The sequence below is a fragment of the Rhodopseudomonas sp. P1 genome, assembly GCF_039642825.1.
GTDB lineage: Bacteria > Pseudomonadota > Alphaproteobacteria > Rhizobiales > Xanthobacteraceae > Rhodopseudomonas > Rhodopseudomonas palustris_H.
Genome location: NZ_CP088006.1, coordinates 2,679,273 through 2,694,590, shown reverse-complemented (window position 1 = coordinate 2,694,590; position 15,318 = coordinate 2,679,273). Strand labels below are relative to the sequence as shown.

Here is a 15,318-nt window from a genome sequence, read left to right as displayed (position 1 = left end):
TTCGATGCTCGGCCAATGCTGAAGGACATTGCAGTTTTCGCCGGACGGCTATGCCCGTCCGCACGCAAGCAGGCGTCGCGGCTGGTCGCGGGGCTCACCGCGCTCGCGCTGGCGATCACGCCGGTTCCCGCGCTGGCGCAGGCCCCCACCCAGAAGGGACCGCCGCTGCTGCGCGACACCGAGACCGAGCAGTTGCTGCGCGACTACACCCGGCCGATCCTGCGCGTCGCCGGGCTGGAAAAACAGAACATCCAAGTCGCGATCATCAACGATCCGACCTTCAACGCCTTCGTGGCCGACGGTCACCGCATCTTCGTCAACTACGGCGCGCTGCTGCAGTCGGAAACGCCGAATCAACTGATCGGGGTGCTGGCGCATGAAACCGGTCACCTTGCCGGCGGCCATCTCTCCAAGCTGCGCACCCAGCTCGCGCAGGCGCAGACGCAGATGATCGTCGCGATGCTGCTCGGCGTCGGCGCGATGGTGGCGGGCGCCAGCGCCGGCCCGAACAGCGGCGCCGCCAATATCGGCGCGGCGGCGATCACCGCGCCGCAGGAAGTCATCCGGCGCAATTTGCTGTCGTATCAGCGCCAGCAGGAAGAGAACGCCGATCGCGCCGCGGTGAAGTTTCTCAACGCCACGCAGCAGTCTGCGAAGGGCATGTACGAGACCTTCCAGCGTTTCACCAACGAGAGCCTGTTCGCGGCGCGCGGCGCCGATCCCTACGCGCAATCGCATCCGATGCCGGCCGAGCGCGTCTCCGCGCTCGCCGAACTGGCGCGGACCAGCGCGTATTGGGACAAGAAGGACGATCCGGCGCTGCAGATGCGCCACGACATGATGCGCGCCAAGGTGTCGGGCTTCATGGAACGGGCCGATACGGTGTACCGGCGCTATCCGGCGTCGAACACCAGCCTTCCGGCGCGCTACGCACGCGCGATCGCCAGCTATCTGCACGGCGACCCGCGCTCGGCGCTCGCACAGATCGACGGCCTGATCCAGGCTCAGCCCAACAATCCCTATTTCTACGAGCTACGCGGTCAGGCGCTGCTCGAAGGCGGCAAGCCGGCCGAGGCGATCGCACCGCTGCGCAAGGCGGTGGCGATGACCAACGGCGCGCCGCTGATCCAGATCCTGCTCGGCCAGGCGCTGGTCGCCAGCAACAATAAGGCCTACACCGACGAAGCCATCCAGATCCTGCGCGGCGCGCTCGGCCGCGAGGGCGAAGTGCCGCTCGGCTACAGCCATCTGGCCATGGCTTACGGCCAGAAGGGCAACTACGCCGAGGCCGATCTTGCCTCGGCACAGGCGGCTTACTTGCGAGGCGATGCCAAGACCGCGCGCGAGCTTGCGGCCCGCGCCAAGACCCGCTTCCCGGTCGGCTCGCCGGGCTGGGTCAAGGCCGACGACATCGTCGCGGCGAAGATGCCGGGCCAGAAATAACGTTCCGCGCGTCATTGTCGCGCCGCGGCGGATTGTCCCGTGTGCACGGCTCTGTCACACTCCCGGCGCGGCGATCTTGTCCGCTTGAGTCTCGCGATCGTCCAAGACTCGCGACGGTTGCGTTGAGCGCTCGACGCTCACCAGCAAACAGCATCGCTGCTCCAACATCGGGAGAAACATCCATGACCAACTCGACACGACCCGCGGGCAACAAGCCCCGAAAGTTCATCACGCGTGCGCTGGCGAGCGTTGCGCTGCTGACGATGTACGGTTTGGGGATGATCGCCACCACCGGCGCGGCCATGACGCTGGCTTCGACGCCCGCGCATGCGCAGCGCGGCTGGGGCCGTGGGCGTGGACGAGGATGGGGTCGCGGCCGTGGGCGCGGCTGGGGTGGCCCGGGCGCCGCGGTCGGGATCGGCATCGGCGCGGCGATCGTCGGCGGCGCGATTGCAGCCAGCCAGGCCGAAGCGGCACGGCAGCAGGACTACTGCGCGCGGCGCTTCCGATCGTACAATCCGGCGACCGGCACCTACATCGCCAAGGGCGGCCGCGAGATGCCCTGCCCGTAGCCGTACCGAGATAAGACGTTCATCGGGCGGTGCATGATCATCATGCATCGCCCGATGCTTTTTGCGGATGCTTTTGCGACGAGTTCCTTGATCCTGCGGTGCGGAATCTCCATTTAGAAGGTCTCCATCCTTCCACGCGCACGACCTCGTTCGGCGCGTAATCCAGCACTCAACAAACGTACAGGAGACCGTACCGATGTCCCTTCATATCGGCGACATTGCCCCCGACTTCACCGCCGACACCACCAAGGGCAAGATTTCGTTCCACGACTTCATCGGCAACTCCTGGGTCTTCTTCTTCAGCCACCCCGCCGACTTCACCCCGGTCTGCACCACCGAGATGGGCAAGACCGCTAAGCTGGCGCAGCCGTTCGCGTCGCGGAACGTCAAGCCGATCGGCCTGTCGACCGACACGGTGGACGAGCATCTGAAGTGGATCGCGGACGTCAACGACACCCAGCAGACCGACCTGCAATTCCCGATCATTGCCGATCCGGAGCTGAAGGTCGCCAAGCTCTACGACATGATCCATCCGAACCAGAGCGATACCGCTGCGGTGCGTTCGGTGTTCATCATCGATCCGAACAAGAAGATCCGCCTCACCATGACCTACCCGATGAACGTCGGGCGGAACTTCGACGAGATCCTGCGCGTGATCGACGCGCTGCAGTTTGCCGATAAGCACACCGTCGCGGCCCCGGCCGACTGGCGCCCGGGCGACAAGGTCATCATCCCGCTGTCGGTCAAGGGCGAAGCCGCCACCAAGGCGTTCCCGCAAGGCTGGGAAGAACCCCGCCCCTATCTGCGCCTCACCACCATCAAGTAACTCGGTACGCGATCTGACGACGCCGGCGTTCGGTTCTCCCGCGCGCCGGCGTCGTTGCGTCGCACCGGCCTCAGGCCCTGCCTGACCGGATCGTGTTCACAAAAACCGCGTATTTGCCGGGGAAAAGCGCTATGAAACGTCCGAATCCACGCGTCTTTTCCACGACCTGACCCGCCGAAGGGATCCGCCTATGCTGTCGTTCCGCCCGCTCGCCACAGCCCTGCTCGCGCTCGCCATCGTTGGCGCGCCGGCCGTCGCCTCGGCGCAGAAGTTCTCCGACGAGCAGCGGAGCCAGATCGAATCCATCATCAAGGAGTATCTGGTGTCGCATCCCGAGGTGCTCGAAGAAGCCTCGGAAGAGCTCGGCAAGCGCCAGGCGGCGGCGCAGGCCGAAAAGCATCAGCAGGCGATCAAGGACAATGCCGACATCATCTACAATTCGCCGCGCGGCGTGACGGTCGGCAACAAGAACGGCGACGTCACCATGGTCGAGTTCTTCGACTACAATTGCGGTTACTGCAAACGCGCGATGACCGACATGATGGAGCTGATGAAGGACGATCCGAACCTGAAGGTCGTTCTGAAGGAATTCCCGGTGCTCGGCCCGCCCTCGGTCGAAGCCGCTCAGGTCGCGATCGCCGTTCGGATGCAGGACCCGACCGGCAAGAAGTATCTCGACTTCCACCAGAAGCTGCTCGGCGGCCGCGGTCAGGCCGACAAGGCGCGTGCGCTGGCGGCTGCGAAGGACGCCGGCCTCGACCCCGCCAAGATCGAGAAGGACATGAACAGCCCGGAAGTGCGCGCCACCATCGAAGAGAGCTTCAAGCTCGCGGAGTCGATGGGCATGAATGGCACGCCGAGCTACGTGATCGGAAAGCAGGTGGTGGTCGGCGCGGTCGGCCTCGACACGCTGCGCCAGAAGATCAACACCGCGCGCTGCGGCAAGGACAAGTGCTGAGCGCGATCGTCGCCTGAGTTAGCATCGCCAGTCGCCGTCTGTTGCGGCGCTGGCGATCATGCCGGACGTTTCAGTCCGACCTGCAGCCCGCTCGGCTGCCTAGTCCTTCGATAAACAGCTCATTGGCGATTTCGAAGACGGTTTCCGTCTCGACGGCCAGATACGAGCGAGCCAGTTTCCTCAGCACCGGAAACTCGGCAGACGGCAGCTCTTCCATTTCGACGACTTCGGACTCGCGAGCCGGCCGGACCAGCCCGCTGATCTCCGCCGTGCACAACCCGATCACGCCTGCGTACCAGGCGAGACAGACGGCAGGAGCTTCCGCATCGGACACGCCGGCGTCGGCCAGCGCACAATGAACCATTTCGATGTGCGGGAAGTCGGCGACCCCGGTGTTGAGAAATCTCTGCAGCAGCGGAAACGTGTTCGGATAGCGGAGTGCCAGCGCACGATGATCGCGCGCGTGCTTCCGGAGCCGATCCTGCCAAGGCAGGTCGTGGCCAACCGGCGACAGCTTCGCCACCAGCGCGTCGGCCATCGCGCGATACATGCCGTCCTTGTTCTTGAAGTGATAGAGGATCGCCATCGGATCGCAGCCGACTCTGTCGCCGAGTTTGCGCACGCTGAAGGCCACCTCTCCCACCTCCTCCATCAGACCCACCGCGGTCTCGACGATCGCCTGCTTGGCAAGACCGCGCGGGCCGGAGCTCGCGCGGGTCTTGATGTTCGAGTCTGCGGTCGACGTCATTCGGCCCATTCAGGATCACCCGTGAACACAACGGTCAGCCAACGGTTCGGTCCGTCGTCGCCAACCAGATCTCCGATCTCGTCCCGCAACACGTCCCATTCGCCGATCGTGCGCGCCGGCGCATCGGCAGGAACGATGAAGTACAATTCGATCTCCTTCGATCGTCCGACCCGCGCCACGTAGGCGCGGTAGGAGACGAAGCCGTGCTTGGCGACGAACGCCGCCGCCACCGTGTCCAGGTGCTTCTTCAGATCGACCGGCGTCACCAGGAAGATGTCGGCCAGTGCCTGCCGCACCGTCGAAACCGGCAGCGGAATGATGAGCACGCACACCGCAGCCAGAACCGCCGGATCGATGTAGGGCGAAATCCATTGCCATGATGTCCCCTGCACCGCTAGGCCGATCATGAAGGCGATCAGCAGTGCGGCGCTGATGCCGGCCGACATGATCCAGCCGCGCACGTCGAGGCGAACGAATTCCGATCCGATCTTGCGATTGGCGCGCCATTCCACAGCCGCGATGCCCGCGCAGGCGATCACCGTGACGGCCGCGTAAATCACCGCCGAGCCGAACTCCAGATCACGCCCGCCGCTCAGCAGGCTGCCGATCGCCGTGACCAGCGCGTAGAGCGCCGCACTGATCAGCAAGGTGGCGTTCAGCCCGAGCACCATCGGCTCGAGGTGCCAAAGGCCGAACGAAAAGCGTTCTCTGAGCTTGCGCGACAGATGATCCGCCACCGCGTAGGACGTGATCAGGTTGACCACGATCAGCGACAGCAGGCTCATCCCCGCATCGATCAGGGAATACACCCCATCGAACACGATCGAGAACGATCCCGAGAACAGGCCGAAGCCGATGCCGAGAAAAGAGATCACGAATGTCACGGCGATCGAGGTTCTCAACACGCCGCGTTCGTCTGACAGATCAAAAAAAGAGAGCAGTCCGCTCATGGTTCGCTCGCAGTCCGAGCCTGGCGTCGCGAGTGAGCCCTCGGACACGCGCGTCCGCATCCTATGCAGACGGGTGAAAGACCGGCGGTCCGGCCAAGAGCCTGATTGAGGGTCGCGAAAATTGTCGCGACAACACCGTGAGAAGCTCTCGCAACGCTGTCAGCCGCTGACGGTAGCCAATTTCTACACTGTAGAAATTGGCGAGGCAACCGTACGATGCCGCGCCATCCTGACGCAGGAATGACGGCACCCGCCACCTGCTCTTTGGCACGTCAGGTTTATGCGCGGGCATCCGCAGTCGGCCCGCGTCCATCGTGTCCGGATGCGAATTGCAGAAGGGTTAGGACGGAAACTCGGTTTCGGCGACGTCGACGCGGTCGGCGTGCAGCGACCATTCCGGCAGCCGCTCCTGTTCGCAGAACCGCTGTTTGGCGATTTCGATCGCGCCATCGCTGGTTTCAGCGTCGACCTCCAGCAGGCCCTGGCAGATTTCCTCGTGACGGCCGTTCTCGCCGAGGATGCCCTTCATAAATCGCACGATGTAGCGAGCCATGACACCTCCGGTTGGAGTCTCGCGGCGAAGGTGCACGCCTGAATTCGCATCGGCTGGTTCAGGCTGCTGGCCGCGAGCGTTTGGGTCGGGCAATCGCGACCGGATCATTGGGTCGCACGGAGCCTCACGGACCGTCAGACTAGTCCGAACATGACGGTTCGACAAAACAAAACTCCGGGAACGTCAGCGTACGGAACTCCTCATCACCACGGGAACGGTGCTGCAGGGATGAAGTTGAGGCACGGGCAGGCACATGGGAGAGCCCCAATGAACCATCGCTTGTTGCTGTCAGTCGCCGCCGCCGCACTGATCGCTGGCGGAGCCGCCGCCAACGCGCAGTCGTCATCCTCCGGTAGTTCCAGCGGCAGTGGCGGCGCCGCCACCTCCGCGCCATCGGTCGGACAATCCGCGCCCGCACCAAGCGGTGCCGGCGCTTCGCAGATGCAGCGCTCCGACTCCGACCGCTCCGGGACGTCGCGCGAAGCCCCAGCGATGGATCGCAGCGCCAACGATGCCACCAAGGGTGTCAGCGATCATGATCGCGACCGCTCCAAGATGAAGGCCGAAGATCGCAACGAGCGAAGCGGCAACCGCAATGCCGACAATGACCGCGATCACGACAGCAAAATGCAGCGCGGCGCCGATAACGACCACGACCATGACCGGAGCAAGCAACGCGGCGCGGATAACGACCGCGACCGGTCGTCGACCACCACCGGCCAGGCCGGCGCCCGGGCGCAGCTCTCGACCGAGCAGCGCACGAAGATCACCACGGTGATCAAGAACCAGCACATCGAGCCGCAGACCAACGTCAACTTCTCGATCTCGGTCGGCACGCGCGTGCCGCGCGAGGTCCACTTCCATCCGCTGCCAACCGAGATCGTGACGGTCTATCCGGATTGGCGAGGCTACGAGTTCTTTATGGTGCGCGACGAGATCGTGGTGGTGAATCCGCGCACGCTGGAAATCGTCGACGTCCTCGACATCTGATGCAGGCATTCCAATGCAGGGGGCGGTCATGGCCGCCCCCTGTGCATTACCTTAGGTGCCCCGGCACCACGCCACGGCCCGATTGCGAACAATTCCTGTCGGTTGCGCAGGCGAACTCGTCCAAAGCATCAGGGATTTCATCCCCGGTTCGAGCCTGTTCAGGCTTCCCCTCAGCCCCGAGGTTACCTATAACGCCCGCGATCAGGTGAATTTCGCCGGATTCCGACAGGCTGTGCGGCGGGTTGTCCCGCTCGGCTGGATCAGATTCGCAAAAATTGCCGGAATTTTCGATGGCTCAGACGATTTACGTGCTGAACGGCCCGAACTTGAATCTGCTCGGGACCCGTGAGCCGGAAATCTACGGTCGCGCCACCTTGGCCGATGTCGAGAAGCTGTGCGCCGAGACCGCCGCCGGTTTCGGTCTGGTCGCCGTCTGCCGTCAGTCCAACCACGAAGGCCAGCTGATCGACTGGATTCACCAGGCGCGCAGCGAAAAGGTGGCTGGCCTCGTGATCAATGCCGGTGGCTACACCCACACCTCGATCGCTCTGCATGACGCCCTCGTCGGCGTGCAGATCCCGACGGTGGAAGTCCATGTTTCCAACGTATTTGCGCGTGAGGACTTCCGTCACCACTCCCTCATCGCGAAGGCCGCCTTCGCCAGCCTGTGCGGCTTCGGCATCGACGGCTATCGCCTGGCCATCACCGGCCTCGCCGCCAGACTCGGCGCCCGCACCACGGCCTGAGCCCGCCCGTTCACTCAAGACATCTGGATCGACACACCATGGCCCGCCAGCCTGCAGAGAAAACCGCCGCCGAGCCGACCACCGCCCCGGCGACCGACGACAGCAGCCTGATCCGCGAACTCGCGGTGCTGCTGGATGAGACCAACCTGACCGAGATCGAGATCGAACGGGCCGGTCTGCGCGTGCGCGTCGCCCGCAACGTCAGCATCGCCGCAGCGGTACCGGCAGCCTACGCGCCGGCACCCGCCGCCGGTGGCGCGGCAGCTGCGAAAGACACCTCGTCGGTCGATCTCGCCAAGCATCCGGGCGTCGTCACCTCGCCGATGGTCGGCACCGTGTACTGGGCGCCGGAGCCGGGCGCCAAGCCGTTCATCGATGTCGGCAGCCGAGTGTCGGTCGGCGAGACGCTGTTCATCGTCGAGGCGATGAAGACCATGAACCAGATTCCTTCGCCGAAAGCCGGCGTCGTCACCCAGATCCTGGTCGAAGACGGCCAGCCGGTCGAGTTCGGCGAGCCGCTGGTCGTGATCGAGTAAGAGGCGGATCAGACGCAGCGATTAGCGAGTGAAACACGCCGCTTAGCTGCATCTCCTTCCATACCCCCTTCGCTACTCGCCACTCGCCTCTTTGGCCTCACAGCGCGGTTAAGCCGATGTTCGATAAAATCCTGATAGCTAATCGCGGCGAGATCGCCCTGCGCGTGCTGCGCGCGTGCAAGGAGCTCGGCATCGCCACGGTCGCGGTCCACTCCACCGCAGATGCCGACGCGATGCACGTCCGCCTCGCCGACGAAAGCGTGTGCATCGGCCCGCCGCAGTCCAAGGACAGCTACCTCAATGTTCCGGCGCTGCTCGCCGCCTGCGAGATCACCGGCGCCGACGCGGTGCATCCGGGCTACGGCTTCCTGTCCGAGAACGCCCGCTTCGCCGAAATCCTCGACGACCATAATCTGCACTTCATCGGCCCCAAGGCCGAGCATATCCGCCTGATGGGCGACAAGATCGAGGCCAAGAAGACCGCCAAGCGGCTCGGCATCCCGGTGGTGCCGGGCTCCGACGGCGCGGTCGGCCCCGACGACGATGCGATGTCGATCGCCAAGGAGATCGGCTTCCCGGTGCTGGTCAAGGCCGCGGCGGGCGGCGGCGGCCGCGGCATGAAGGTCGCGCACACCGCCGACGATCTGGCGCTGGCGATCTCCACCGCCGGCAACGAAGCCAAGGCCGCGTTCGGCGACGCCTCGGTGTATCTGGAAAAGTACCTGCAGAAGCCCCGCCACATCGAGATCCAGGTGCTCGGCGACGGCCGTGGCGGCGCGATCCATCTCGGTGAGCGCGACTGCTCGCTGCAGCGCCGGCATCAGAAGGTGTGGGAGGAAAGCCCCTCGCCTGTGATCAGCCCGGAAGCGCGCGCCCGGATCGGCGGCATCTGCGCCAAGGCGATGCAGGAGATGCAGTATCTCGGCGTCGGCACCATCGAATTCCTCTACGAGGACGGCGAGTTCTATTTCATCGAAATGAACACCCGCATCCAGGTCGAGCATCCGGTCACCGAGATGATCACCGGCATCGATCTGGTGCTGGAGCAGATCCGGATCGCCGCCGGCGGTGATCTCCCGGTCACCCAGGACGAGATCACCCTCAACGGTCATGCGATCGAGTGCCGGGTCAACGCCGAAAACCCGGTGACCTTCCGGCCGTCGCCCGGCAAGATCTCGCGCTACCATCCGCCCGGCGGCCTCGGCATCCGGATCGATTCAGCGGTGTATCAGGGCTACACCATCCCGCCCTATTACGACTCGCTGGTCGGCAAGCTGATCGTCCACGGCAAGACCCGCGGCGAGTGCCTGATGCGACTGCGCCGCGCGCTCGACGAAATGGTGGTGGACGGCATCGAGACCACCCTGCCGCTGTTCCGCGCCCTGGTGCGTGAGCCGTCGATCATCGATGGCGACTACCACATCCACTGGTTGGAGCAGTATCTGGCTTCGGGCGATCCTGCAGGTTAGCGGCCTAACCTCTTGCAGCGGGTTCGCTTTCCTTGCGAGCCCGCTCGTTCCAGCCGAACCGAACCCATCCCAAATTCTCCTGCGTCCCTCGGGAACCTTTCCGCCTCAGCGGCGTTAGAAAGCGTTCTGAGTTCTGCCTTGCGACGCCTGGGGGATGGCTTGCCTGATTTCGTTCGTGCTGGAGGCGCGCGGTGACGCCTGAATCCGCGCGCAAACGCTCGTTTGCCCAGATCACCCTGCTGTCGCTGTCGTTCGCCGTGCTGGTCGCGATCAGCCTCGCCTCGGTGTACTGGCTGCAGAAGGCGCGCGAGGACAACGCCTGGGTCGCCCACACCCTGGAAGTCCAGAACCAGATCGCGCTGGCTCAGTTGCAGCTGCGCCGCGCCGAGAGCGCCGAGCGCGGCTATGTCCTGACCCGCCAGGACGACCTGATCGCCCAGTTCGAGGAAGCTGCATCCGACGTGGTGCCGCGGCTGAAGCGGCTGCGCGATTTCGTCGCCGACAATACCGCTCAGGTCCCCTACATCGACCAGGCGATCGCCTCCGCGACCGCGCGGATCGAACGGTTTCGCCAGGTGATCGCGCTGGCGCAGCAGGACAAGATCGACGAAGCCCGGCAGCTGCTGCGCGACATCGATGGCCGCCGCGCGATGGACACGCTGACCTCGTCGCTGACGGCGATGCGGCAGGAGGAAAACCGGCTGTTCTCGGAGCGCACCACCGAGGCCGACCGCAGCCAGGCGCTCGCCACCATCATCACCACCACCGGCTCGGGGCTGGTGCTGGTGCTCGCCGGGATGTCTATCTTTCTGGTCCGCCGCTCGGCGCGGGCGCGCGACGAGGCCGAAAATCAGCTGCGTGAGAACAACCTCAACCTCGAATCCACCGTACAGGAACGCACCACCGACCTGCGCGAGGCCAACGAGGAGATCCAACGCTTCGCCTACATCGTCAGCCACGATCTGCGCTCGCCCCTGGTCAACATCATGGGCTTCACCAGCGAGCTCGAGGAGCTGCGCAGCGACATCTTCCGCCGGATCGCGACGCTGAGCCGCGAAGTCGCCGGCAAGCAGAGCGCCGCCAATGCCGACAGCGACGGCGAGCCGGAGCTCGAACCCGCTGACCGCCAGCTCTCCGAGGATTTCACCGAAGCGCTCGGCTTCATCAAATCCTCGATCGGCAAGATGGACCGCCTGATCAGCGCCATCCTCAATCTCACCCGCGAAGGCCGCCGCCAGTTCCAGCCGGTGCGGATCGACACCCGTGAGTTGATCGAGAACATCGCCTCCACCGTGGCGCATCAGGCCGCTGAGGCCGATGCGCAGATCCGCATCGAGCCGCTGCCGGAGATCGTCAGCGATCGGCTGGCGCTCGAACAGATCTTCTCAAATCTGATCGATAACGCCCTGAAATATCTGAAGAACGGCGTGCCGGGCGACATCGTGATCCGGGGCCGGCAGAAGCTCGGCTTCGTGATCTTCGAAATCACCGACAATGGCCGGGGGATCGATCCCAAGGACCACCAGAGAATCTTTGATCTTTTCCGCCGCGCCGGTACACAGGACCGGCCCGGCCAAGGGATCGGCCTCGCCCATGTGCGAGCGCTGGTCCGACGCCTGGGCGGCACCATGTCGGTGTCATCCGCGCTCGGCGAAGGCTCGACCTTCACCATCACCCTGCCGGCCAAATGGGCGGCGAATAAGAACCAGGAACAGCGCGCATGAGTAACCCAGTCACCATCATCATGATCGAGGACGACGAGGGTCATGCCCGTCTGATCGAGCGGAACATCCGCCGTTCCGGCGTCAACAACGAGATCATCCCGTTCACCTCCGGGACAGCCGCGCTGAATTATCTGTTCGGCAGCGACGGCACCGGCATCGAACACAAACACCGCGCGCTCTTGGTGCTGCTCGACCTCAATCTTCCCGATGCCAGCGGCATCGACATCCTGCGGCGGATCAAGGAGAACGATCATCTCAAGACCACCCCGGTGGTGGTGCTGACGACGACCGACGATGCGCACGAGATCAAGCGCTGCTACGAGCTCGGCTGCAACGTCTACATCACCAAGCCGGTGAACTACGAGAGCTTCGCCAACGCGATCCGCCAACTCGGCCTGTTCTTCTCGGTCATCCAGGTCCCTCAGCCCGACGCTCCATGACAGACGCCAAGCCGACCCTGCTCTATATCGACGACGACGAGGCGCTCGGACGCCTCGTGTCGCGCGGCCTGCAGCGGCAGGGATTCAGCGTCGAACACGTGCTGAGCGGCGAAGCCGGCCTGGAGCGGTTGCGCCAGGGCGGCGTCGACGTGATCGCGCTCGATCAGTATATGCCCGGCCTCGACGGACTGGAGACGCTGGAGCAGATCCAGGCGATCCCGGATCCGCCGCCGGTGGTGTTCGTCACCGCCTCGCAGGATTCCAAGATCGCCGTCACCGCGCTGAAAGCCGGTGCCGACGATTATCTGGTCAAGGATGCCCAGGGCGAGTTCGTGCCGCTGCTGCAGGTCGCCGCCGATCAGGCACTGAAGCAGGCGATGGTGCGTAAGGCGCGCGACGACGCCGAAGCCGAAGTGCGCGCCTCCCGCGACCGCTACGCTGCGCTCGCTGCCGAACGCGAAATGCTGCTGCGCGAGGTCAACCACCGCGTCGGCAATTCGCTGCAGATCATCGCCTCGCTGCTGCATCTGCAGGCCTCGTCCAGCAAAGAGGAAGAGGTCAAGGCGGCGCTGACCAATGCGATGGGCCGCGTCGCCGCGGTCGCGCAGGTGCACCGCCGACTCTACACCTCGCACGACCTCAAGAGCGTGATGCTCAATCAATATCTCGAGGCGCTGCTCGAAGATTTGCGGCGTTCGGCCGAAGGCAACCGGATGTCGCGGCTGACGCTGTCGGCGCAGCCGGTCGAGACCGATCCGGACCGCGCCGTCGCGATCGGCATCATCGTCAACGAACTGGTGATGAACGCCGTCAAATACGCTTACCCCGAGGGCAAGGGCCCGATCCATGTCGAGCTGAAGGCGAGTGGCGACGACCTCGAACTGGTGATCTCCGACGACGGCGTCGGGCTCAACGTCAAAGCCAACCCGCAATCGACCGGCATGGGCCAGCGCATCGTCAGCGCGATGGCCGCCAAGCTCGAAGCCGACGTCGAGCGCGACCCGCAGCACGCCGGCACCCGGATGGTGCTGCGCTTCCGCCGCGTCAACGCGCCGGCCACGCCCGCCCCCGAGCCCGCGGCTCCCTGACCTTGTGCACCCGCCAGGGTGACACCAGCGCGCCTGCGCACTACACAGGCTGCGGGTTCTCCGGCCGGACGAACCGCCGGACCTCACCTGTCTGCCGGCGACCTCTGAGCGACCAAAGGCGACGACTGTGCTTCCCTGGATTCAATTGGCCACCGCGAAAGTCCCCGGCGGCGGCGAATTGCGCCTGATGCGGCGCGGCGAGGAGTTCTCGATCCGGCTCGACGCCAACGAGCTGATGAACAGCCGGCTCGGCGGCTCCGAAGAAGCGCTCGCCACCCTCGCCTGCCAGAAGCTCGCCGGCCGGGCTTGTCCGCGCGTCCTGATCGGCGGACTCGGCATGGGCTTCACGCTGCGCGCCGCGCTGAAGGTGTTCGGCGCAGACGCCGTCATCGAAGTCGCCGAACTCGTGCCCGAAGTGATCGACTGGGGCCGCGGCGAGATGGCCGGGCTGTACGGCGACAGCCTGACCGATCCCCGCGTCAGCATCCTGCAGCGCGACGTAAGCGAGCTGATCCGCGCCAGAGCCGGACGCTACGACGCCATCCTGCTCGACGTCGACAACGGCCCCGAGGGTCTGTCGCGCCCCGCCAACGACCAGCTCTACGACAGCCGCGGCCTGTCCGATGCCCGCGCGGCGCTGCGCGGCGGCGGGGTGCTGGCGGTGTGGTCGTCGGGGCCGGACGACAGCTTCACCAAGCGACTGCGGCGCGGCGATTTCGCCGTCAACGAAGTCCCGGTCCGGGCGGTCGGCAAACGCACCGGCTCGCGGCATTGGATCTGGCTCGCGGTCAAAACCTGATCGGCCAAAACGTTGCCGGCGAACATATTGCTTTGGCGGCCGGTGCCCTAAGACCATTGCCGCCTTGCCATTCTGTCGCACCTCGGGCAGCTTCCGCCGCGCCGCCGGCCCAACCGGTTCGGCCGAGCAAATTCGGGAAGATACGCCTTTGAACGCTCACGCCCTCAGCGGCCATAGGTTGCCGTTCGTATCTCGCTGGCGCGCCGCTGCGGCGCAGCCCGACCAGTCCGGCGCGAGGCAGCCGTGACACCGATCCTGATCTTCGGCATCCCGCTCGATTTCATCCTGTTCGCCGCCACCCTGGTCGGGGTCGCGATCTTCCATCGCCACACCTTGCTGATCGCGCTCGCCGGCCTGGTCACCGTGGTCGGCTACAAGCTGGCGTTTGCCGGCTTCAAGACCGGTGTCGGCCTGTCTGGCCTGGCGCTGCACATGCAGCACGAATGGGTCACGCTGGCGAACCTGTTTCTGCTGCTGATGGGCTTTGCGCTGCTGTCGGCGCATTTCGAGAAGAGCGGCATTCCCGACGAGATGCCGGCGCTGCTCCCCGACGACTGGAAAGGCCCGGTGGTACTGCTCGGCCTGGTGTTCGTGCTGTCGAGCTTCCTCGACAACATCGCCGCCGCGCTGATCGGCGGCATGGTAGCGCGGCACGTATTTCGCGGCCGGGTCCACATCGGTTATCTCGCTGCGATCGTCGCCGCCTCGAATGCCGGCGGCTCCGGCAGCGTGGTCGGCGACACCACCACCACCATGATGTGGATCGCCGGCGTCTCGCCGCTCAGCGTGCTGGAAGCCTATGTGGCGGCGGTGATCGCGCTGGCGCTGTTCGCGGTGCCGGCCTCGATCCAGCAGCAGAAGTTTTCGCCGATCGTGAAGAACGCACCGAAAGGCCTGCAGATCGAATGGGTGCGGGTCGGCATCGTTGCGGCGATCCTGATTGCCGCGCTGGCCGCCAACGTCACCGCCAACATGAAATTCCCCGCCCTGCTCGACCACGCGCCGGTGCTCGGCCTGACGGTCTGGGCGGTGATTCTGATCACCGCGCCGCTGCGCCGCCCGGATTGGGAGCTGATGCCCGCGACCTTCAAGGGCACGATCTTCCTGCTCGCGCTGGTGACCGCGGCCTCGCTGATGCCGGTCGAAGAACTGCCCACCGCGAGCTGGCAGACTGCCCTCGGCCTCGGCTTCGTTTCAGCCGGCTTCGACAACATCCCGCTCACCGCGCTGGCGCTGAAACAGGGCGGCTACGACTGGGGTTTTCTGGCCTACGCGGTCGGCTTCGGCGGCTCGATGATGTGGTTCGGCTCCTCGGCCGGCGTCGCGATCACCAATATGTTCCCGGAAGGAAAGTCGGTGGTGATGTGGCTGCGCCACGGCTGGCACGTCGGCGTCGCGTATTTCGTCGCGTTCTTCGCGATGCTGCTGCTGGTCGGCTGGCATCCCGATCTGCCGCACTGAGCCGCTGCCGCCCGC

At 65.1% G+C, this 15,318-nt stretch carries 16 protein-coding genes; 13 read left to right on the top strand and 3 right to left on the bottom strand.

Translation table 11 applies throughout. The annotated features are described in order from the left end of the window. Positions 1–15: 15 nt before the first annotated feature. From LRC39_RS12510 to LRC39_RS12495, 4 genes are all read left to right on the top strand, one after another. The gene (locus LRC39_RS12510; protein ID WP_107344381.1) at positions 16–1,443 is read left to right on the top strand and encodes a M48 family metalloprotease; all 1,428 of its coding nucleotides are present in this window, start codon (positions 16–18) and stop codon (positions 1,441–1,443) included. A gap of 182 nt (positions 1,444–1,625) precedes the next feature. Further along, positions 1,626–2,015: a BA14K family protein gene (locus LRC39_RS12505; RefSeq protein ID WP_107355554.1), complete on the top strand. Its 390-nt coding sequence runs from the start codon at positions 1,626–1,628 to the stop codon at positions 2,013–2,015. A gap of 196 nt (positions 2,016–2,211) precedes the next feature. Continuing rightward, entirely contained in the window at positions 2,212–2,841 is a 630-nt protein-coding gene (locus LRC39_RS12500) for a peroxiredoxin (protein ID WP_012495932.1), read from the top strand. A gap of 190 nt (positions 2,842–3,031) precedes the next feature. Next, the gene (locus LRC39_RS12495) at positions 3,032–3,799 is read left to right on the top strand and encodes a DsbA family protein (protein ID WP_107355552.1); all 768 of its coding nucleotides are present in this window, start codon (positions 3,032–3,034) and stop codon (positions 3,797–3,799) included. A gap of 70 nt (positions 3,800–3,869) precedes the next feature. Here the strand turns inward: LRC39_RS12495 and LRC39_RS12490 are convergent, their stop codons facing one another. The 3 genes from LRC39_RS12490 to LRC39_RS12480 form a co-directional block, all read right to left on the bottom strand. After that, positions 3,870–4,547, bottom strand: coding sequence for a TetR/AcrR family transcriptional regulator (locus tag LRC39_RS12490; RefSeq protein ID WP_346294533.1), 678 nt, complete (start codon positions 4,545–4,547; stop codon positions 3,870–3,872). Next, the gene (locus LRC39_RS12485; RefSeq protein ID WP_107355550.1) at positions 4,544–5,497 is read right to left on the bottom strand and encodes a cation diffusion facilitator family transporter; all 954 of its coding nucleotides are present in this window, start codon (positions 5,495–5,497) and stop codon (positions 4,544–4,546) included. The genes LRC39_RS12490 and LRC39_RS12485 overlap by 4 nt, the downstream gene beginning before the upstream one ends. 340 nt (positions 5,498–5,837) lie before the next feature. Then, entirely contained in the window at positions 5,838–6,050 is a 213-nt protein-coding gene (locus tag LRC39_RS12480; protein WP_346294532.1) for a hypothetical protein, read from the bottom strand. A 267-nt stretch (positions 6,051–6,317) separates the two neighbouring features. On the opposite strand from LRC39_RS12480, the gene LRC39_RS12475 reads away from it, so the two are divergent. The 9 genes from LRC39_RS12475 (at position 6,318) to LRC39_RS12435 (ending at position 15,303) form a co-directional block, all read left to right on the top strand. Continuing rightward, positions 6,318–7,040 (top strand): DUF1236 domain-containing protein, encoded by a 723-nt coding sequence (locus LRC39_RS12475; RefSeq protein ID WP_346294531.1) that lies wholly within the window; start codon positions 6,318–6,320, stop codon positions 7,038–7,040. Between the two features lie 290 nt (positions 7,041–7,330). Beyond that, the gene (aroQ, locus tag LRC39_RS12470; protein WP_346294530.1) at positions 7,331–7,786 is read left to right on the top strand and encodes a type II 3-dehydroquinate dehydratase; all 456 of its coding nucleotides are present in this window, start codon (positions 7,331–7,333) and stop codon (positions 7,784–7,786) included. 38 nt (positions 7,787–7,824) lie between these two features. Continuing rightward, positions 7,825–8,322, top strand: coding sequence for an acetyl-CoA carboxylase biotin carboxyl carrier protein (gene accB / locus LRC39_RS12465; RefSeq protein ID WP_107355547.1), 498 nt, complete (start codon positions 7,825–7,827; stop codon positions 8,320–8,322). 116 nt (positions 8,323–8,438) lie between these two features. After that, positions 8,439–9,791: an acetyl-CoA carboxylase biotin carboxylase subunit gene (accC, locus tag LRC39_RS12460; RefSeq protein ID WP_107344372.1), complete on the top strand. Its 1,353-nt coding sequence runs from the start codon at positions 8,439–8,441 to the stop codon at positions 9,789–9,791. 191 nt (positions 9,792–9,982) lie between these two features. Further along, the gene (locus LRC39_RS12455; RefSeq protein ID WP_264073306.1) at positions 9,983–11,515 is read left to right on the top strand and encodes a sensor histidine kinase; all 1,533 of its coding nucleotides are present in this window, start codon (positions 9,983–9,985) and stop codon (positions 11,513–11,515) included. After that, entirely contained in the window at positions 11,512–11,955 is a 444-nt protein-coding gene (locus LRC39_RS12450; protein ID WP_013502774.1) for a response regulator, read from the top strand. Before LRC39_RS12455 ends, LRC39_RS12450 begins: the two co-directional genes overlap by 4 nt. Further along, a complete protein-coding gene (locus LRC39_RS12445; protein WP_346294529.1) occupies positions 11,952–13,043 on the top strand; it encodes a sensor histidine kinase in 1,092 nt (363 codons plus the stop codon). The genes LRC39_RS12450 and LRC39_RS12445 overlap by 4 nt, the downstream gene beginning before the upstream one ends. A 127-nt stretch (positions 13,044–13,170) precedes the next feature. Beyond that, positions 13,171–13,842 (top strand): spermidine synthase, encoded by a 672-nt coding sequence (locus LRC39_RS12440; RefSeq protein ID WP_346294528.1) that lies wholly within the window; start codon positions 13,171–13,173, stop codon positions 13,840–13,842. A 243-nt stretch (positions 13,843–14,085) separates the two neighbouring features. Then, positions 14,086–15,303, top strand: a complete 1,218-nt coding sequence (locus LRC39_RS12435) for a citrate transporter (protein ID WP_346294527.1) — start codon at positions 14,086–14,088, stop codon at positions 15,301–15,303. Positions 15,304–15,318 lie beyond the last annotated feature (15 nt).